This window comes from Burkholderia sp. E168m23, from assembly GCF_016586125.1.
GTDB classification, from domain to species: domain Bacteria; phylum Pseudomonadota; class Gammaproteobacteria; order Burkholderiales; family Burkholderiaceae; genus Burkholderia; species Burkholderia orbicola.
Window position 1 is genome coordinate 1 of record NZ_BCPP01000471.1, and the last position, 5437, is coordinate 5437.

General features: G+C 67.4%; 5 protein-coding genes. All 5 read right to left on the reverse strand.

The annotated features are described in order from the left end of the window. Positions 1-64: 64 nt before the first annotated feature. Positions 65-625 carry a GNAT family N-acetyltransferase gene (locus JMF90_RS22315; protein WP_041489392.1) on the reverse strand — a complete coding sequence of 187 codons (561 nt, stop codon included), beginning with the start codon at positions 623-625 and terminating at the stop codon, positions 65-67. A 458-nt stretch (positions 626-1083) separates the two neighbouring features. Next, a complete protein-coding gene (locus JMF90_RS22320; protein WP_011547673.1) occupies positions 1084-2007 on the reverse strand; it encodes a recombination-associated protein RdgC in 924 nt (307 codons plus the stop codon). A 368-nt stretch (positions 2008-2375) separates the two neighbouring features. Then, positions 2376-3410 (reverse strand): succinylglutamate desuccinylase/aspartoacylase family protein, encoded by a 1035-nt coding sequence (locus JMF90_RS22325; protein WP_006479001.1) that lies wholly within the window; start codon positions 3408-3410, stop codon positions 2376-2378. Positions 3411-3652: 242 nt separating this feature from the next. Beyond that, a complete protein-coding gene (locus tag JMF90_RS22330) occupies positions 3653-3928 on the reverse strand; it encodes a hypothetical protein (RefSeq protein WP_011547674.1) in 276 nt (91 codons plus the stop codon). 258 nt (positions 3929-4186) lie between these two features. Continuing rightward, a partial coding sequence (locus tag JMF90_RS22335) for a sensor domain-containing diguanylate cyclase (RefSeq protein WP_201325440.1) occupies positions 4187-5437 on the reverse strand: 1251 nt, incomplete at its 5' end.

The following is a 5437-nucleotide window of genomic DNA, read 5'->3' on the forward strand; positions in this document are numbered from 1 at the left end:
TGTCGTGGCAGCGTGGAATCGTTGAAAGCGGGAAGGGCGAGATGAAAGGCGGGATGTCGCGCGCTCAGCGCGGCAGCACCGGTTCGGGCACGGGCGCCCACAGGTCGGCCAGCGTCGACGTGCGCGACGGATCGACGAGATCCTTGCCGAAACGCAGGTGGAAATACGCTTCCGGGTCGATCGACGAATCGAACAGCCGCGTATAGCCGGTGCGGTCGTATAGCGCCCACGCTTCGGGCTGGCGAAAGCCGGTGGTCAGGTAGAGGCGGCGGTAGCCCTGTTGCACGGCGCGCAGTTCGAGCGCTTCGACGATGAGTCGCGCGAGGCCCTGGCGGCGCAGGTCGGCGCGCGTCCAGATGCGTTTCAGTTCGGCGGTCTGCGCGTCGTAGCGCTTGAACGCGCCGCCGCCGATCGTCTCGCCGTCGCGCAGCAGCAGCACGAACGCGCCTTCGGGCGGCGCGAACAGTTCGGCCGGATAGCGCGCGAGTTCGTCGCGGGCCGACGCGCGGCTGTCGGGGCGGTACGCGTTGTAACGGGTCGAATACTCGTCGATCAGCGCGTCGATCAGCGGCTGCGCGCGGACGTCGAGCGGCGTCGTGTCGATGATGCGGTCGTTCGTGGCCATGGGCATCGCGAATGGCGCGCGATGCGGACGTTCCTGGCGGGGTGCGGGCACGCGGCCCGTCCGGTCTGTTCCGTTATCGCGACGCAGTTGTCGTGATGGCGGCGGCTGTCGTGCTTCGTGCGATGCATCCGGCGCGCCGCCGCCGTTTTGAACACGTTAGCGGCGCGGCCGGCAAAGGCGAACGAAGCAATTTCGATAAGGATTTCGCGGAAGGTGGAAGAAGGCTTGCAGGGGGAGTGGGGTGGGGCGAACGGGCGTGGCGGGAGCCGTGCCCGTTTGATGGATGTACGGCCTGGACGACCGGCGGGATGGTGTCGTTTCGTGGCCGACGGGTGATGCCGATTCGGCGCTGGCTCGTCACGCTTGTGCGCGCCAGGCCGGGGCCCGCCGCCATGGTGGCGACGGGTTCTCCTCGATTCGTCGCGTCAGCGCGGGGCGCTGATCGACGACGACAGCGTTCAGGCCGCTGCCGCCTGCTGAATCGCGTCCTGCTGATCGCCACCCAGGATATCGACGAGACTGGTCAGCATCCGTGCCAGTTCACCCGTCATCAGCGTGAAATCCGAGTCGAAGCGTTCATCATCGTTCTGCGCGGTGGGGTCCGCCGCTTCCTTGATCACGTCAAGCGGCGTGACGCGCTTGATCGTCAGCGATGGCGTCAGCACGAACGAGATCCGGTCATTCCACGTCATCGCGAGGCGCATGCATTGCTTGCCGGCTTCGATGTGCCGGCGCATGTCGTTCGCTTCCAGCGCGTGGCCGACGTATCGCACCGTGGCGCCGCCTTCGCCGCTCGAGCGCAACTCGGCGTCCTGATCGACGGTGAAGCCGCCCGGCGCCTCGCCGGACAGCAGCCAGTCCGTCATCGCGGCGACCGGCGAACGCGCGACATGAACGCCCGCGAGCGGCAACGGGTCGATCGATTTGACGAGCAGGCTGCGGACGTCGTCGGCAAGCGCCTGGGCCGCCGCATCGATGACGAGCCAGCCATTCGCCGTGTCGATCCATACGCGGGTATCGCGGCGAATGCTGAACGCGCGCGGCAGCAGTTCGTCGGTCACCTGCTCCTTGAGTTCGCGCAGTTGTTTCCGGCCGACCTTGAAGCCCTGCTGCTCCTCGACTTCGAGCGCGCGTGCCTTGGTGACCTGATTGACGACCGACGCCGGGAGCAGTTTCTTTTCGGCACGAAACAGCAGCAGCATCTGCCGGTTGTTCGAATACACGAGCGCGCCGTCGTCACGCGGCGACGCCCATCCGGCGCGCTGCATCTCGACGCTGCTGCCCGGCTGGAACGCGTGAGGCGCCAGCCATTTTTCCATCTGGTCGGGGGTGACGGCCCAGGGTGCGGGAAGACGGTGAAGCTGGAGATTCTTGAACCACATAGGCGTACGGGCAAAGCGCGTCATTCTATATGACGGGGGCGGTCAGTGGCCGGAAGGGCCCCCGGTTAGCCGCTGAGGCCCCGGGTTCGTACCTGGAAACGGTCATTGGACGGGGGCCAGCTAGCTCAAAGACCGGTGCGCCCGTCGGCACGATCAACCGATTCAGAGGCTATGCGCGTTGCTCCATGCCTTTCAACTTCCGCCAGAATTCGCTGGCCTACCGTGCCGCCAAAGCGCAGAACAGTAGAAGAACCTTGAATACGTAACCGGCGTTGCGCAGGGGAATGAGTCGCCGGTGTCGTCCGACTGACGGTCAGCGTGTCCGCACTGGCGGCGTACGATGGTCGTGAGCGCGTCAGTCGGGTGCCTCACTCGATGACACGTGGCGGCGTCGACAACTCCGCCAGCTGAAACAGACAATCCCCGCGCCGTACCTGCGCGGGCACCCGCTTGCACACCACCTCGCCATCGCCGTTGAACCGGTGCAGCACCGGTTCGCGCAACGGCGTATCGGGGAAATGCACCCACGCGGCCGGCTGCCCGGCCTTCACCTGATCGCCGAGTTCGACGAGCGGTTCATACAGCCCGCGCTCGTACGCATAGACGAAATGGCGATCGCCGTCGACGCGCATGAAACGCGGGACGGTCGGCGGCGCGTCGGGCACGAGCGCGCCGTGCAGCAGCCCGATGTAGCCGAGGTAATGCAGCAGCCCTTGGCGGCCGAGCCGGATCAGCGACGGATCGGCCATGCCGGCGCCGCCGAGCTCGGTGACGATCGAGATCGCGCCTTGCCGGCGCGCGGCCGACGCCGAATGCACGGGATTCGGTGCGTGCAGCAGCGCGTTGTGCAAGCCGAACGCGACCAGCAGCCCGTTGAGCTTCGCGGCTTCTTCGGCGTCGAGCGGATCGATCGCGAGCATGTTGCCGCCCTGGTACAGCAGCGAGCTGCCGCCCGAATGCAGGTCGACCAGGTACTGCGCGCGCGACAGCAGCACATGCTCGATGTAGTGGGCGATCATCTGCGTCGGCGTGCCGGTCGGGTCGCCGGGAAAGCTGCGGTTCAGGTTGCCTTCGTCGAGCGGCGACACGCGCAGGCCCGCATCCGCCGCCGGGAAATTCGCCATCGGCAACAGGATCAATTGCCCGCTGACCATGTCGGGTTCGATTTCGCGCATCAGTTGCGACACGATGATCTGGCCTTCGTACTCGTCGCCGTGGTTGCCGGCCATCACGAGCGCGACCGGGCCGTCGCCGTTGCGGATCGACACGATCGGGATCGGCAGCCAGCCGTAGGCCGAGCGGTGCACGGAGTGCGGCAGGCGCAGGTAGCCCGCGTGCTTGCCTTGCGCGTCGAGATCGATTTCGCAGTGGATGGGATTGCGGGGAGAGGAAGAGGCGGTCATGGCGGTATCGTTCGATGAACGGAATCTGCCATCTTATAGGGGAAACCGGCACCGCGCGGCAGGCGGGATCAACGGGGCTGCGCGTGACTGCGGACGGGCGCACTGCCGTGCGTTGCAGGGCCGATACGCGAGCCCGCGCGATGTTGCAGCGATGAAGCCATGCCGGCGTGCCGGCCGGCTGCATTCACGCGCCGGCTTTCGCGCCAGCCCGTGTCGGGACAGGGCCGGCGCGCATGACGCGCTTATCGGCCGGATGTTTCAGCTTCGAGACGTCCTTCTTCCCACAGCGCCCAGAACCGGCTGCCGGCGCGATACGGATTCGCACGCCGCGCGGCGTGATCGGCGACGCCCTGGCGAAACGCGCCGTACAGCGTGAGCGGCGGATTGTCGATGCATGCGGCTTCGTACGCGGCCGGCATCCGGCGGTCGGACACGAGCCGGCGGATCAGCGAGGCGCCGTCGATCACGGCCTGTTCGTCGATGATTTCGGTTCGTGCGAGGACGTCGACGGTATTCATGTTGGGCTCCCTGAAACGTTCTTTCCCCATCAAGGAGCAATAAGAGTGCCAACCGCGAAATGCCGCACTCGGCCTCGATCGTGCGGGCTTCTGCAGTCATCTTTCGGCATGCCGGACGGCGATGTTACGGAACACGTCACGTGACACGCGAACGCACGGCACCACGTGCGAACCGGCAAAGTGTTTCGGAATTGAATCGCGGGAGGGTGCGGCGGGTACGGCAAGGACGAACGCGCGGCGGAGTGCCGCGTCGCCGGTTCAACTGGCGGCGGCCGGCGCCATGCGGCGGCTGCCGCTCGAGTAGAAGCAGTAGATGCCCTTGCCGGCCGACTTCGCGTCGTACAGCGCGCTGTCGGCCTGCCGGATCAGCTCGTCGGGCGAGCCGTGCCCGTCGTCGAGCGCGATGCCGATGCTGATACCGATGCAGACGGTCTCGCCGATCGACAGCGCGTACGGCGCCGAAATCTGCCGGATGATCCGCGCGGCGAGGATCGAGCACGCTTGCATCGTCGTGTCGTCGATCGCGACGATGAATTCGTCGCCGCCGATGCGCGCGGCGAGCTCGCCCGGCGGCAGCGTCTTGCCGAGCCGCTCGGCGACTTGCGTGAGCACTTCGTCGCCGGCCTGGTGGCCGAAGCGGTCGTTGATCGACTTGAAACCGTCGAGGTCGAGATACATGACGGCGAATGCCGGGCTCGGCAGCCGCGGCCGGCGCGCGAGCATTCGCTTGAGCTCGGCGTGCAGTTCGTGGCGATTCGGCAGCCCCGTCAGCGCGTCGTGTCGCGCGAGGTGCCGGATGTGCTGTTCAGTCTGACGGCGTGTGGTGACGTCCTCGACGATGATCACCGCGTTGCCGTCCGGCACGCGGTGGCGCGTCAGTTCGAGCTGGCGGCCGTCGGCGAGCGCGATGTCGAGCGGCCCGGGTTCGTGGCGGCTCAGCCAGCTGTCGCACTGCGCGGCGAGGCCGGCGCCGCCGGGATCGATCACGGCATCGGTGCCGAGCGCGGCGACCACGGCGGGCAACGGCGTATCGAGCATGATCTCGCGCGGCGAGCCGAACAGTTGCGCGGTCCGACGGTTCGCGACGATCACGCGGCTGTCGCCGTCGATCATGCACAGGCCGTGCGGCATGTAGGTGAGGGCGGCGTCGAAGCGGGCGACGAGTTCGGCGTTGCGCTGGCGCGCGGCGATCAGCGCGACGAGCACGCGGTAGTGGCGCTGGACGACCGTGCGCATTGCCGCGAGATAGATCGCGAGCGGCGGCACCAGCAGCCAGGCACCCGGCCGAGGGGCCAGCAGCGCACCGACGCCGATCGGCAGCACGCCGAGCACGACCTGCGTCATCGCGAGCCGCGGCAGCGCCGAATTGCGCGACGCGATCCCGCCGAACACGCCGCCTGCGACCATCACGGACAGCGTGCCGAGTTCGACGTCGGTGGCCTGCACGCAGCCCATCACGCCGAGGCCGAGCACGAAGCAGGCAACGAGCGACACCGGCGCATAGCGCTT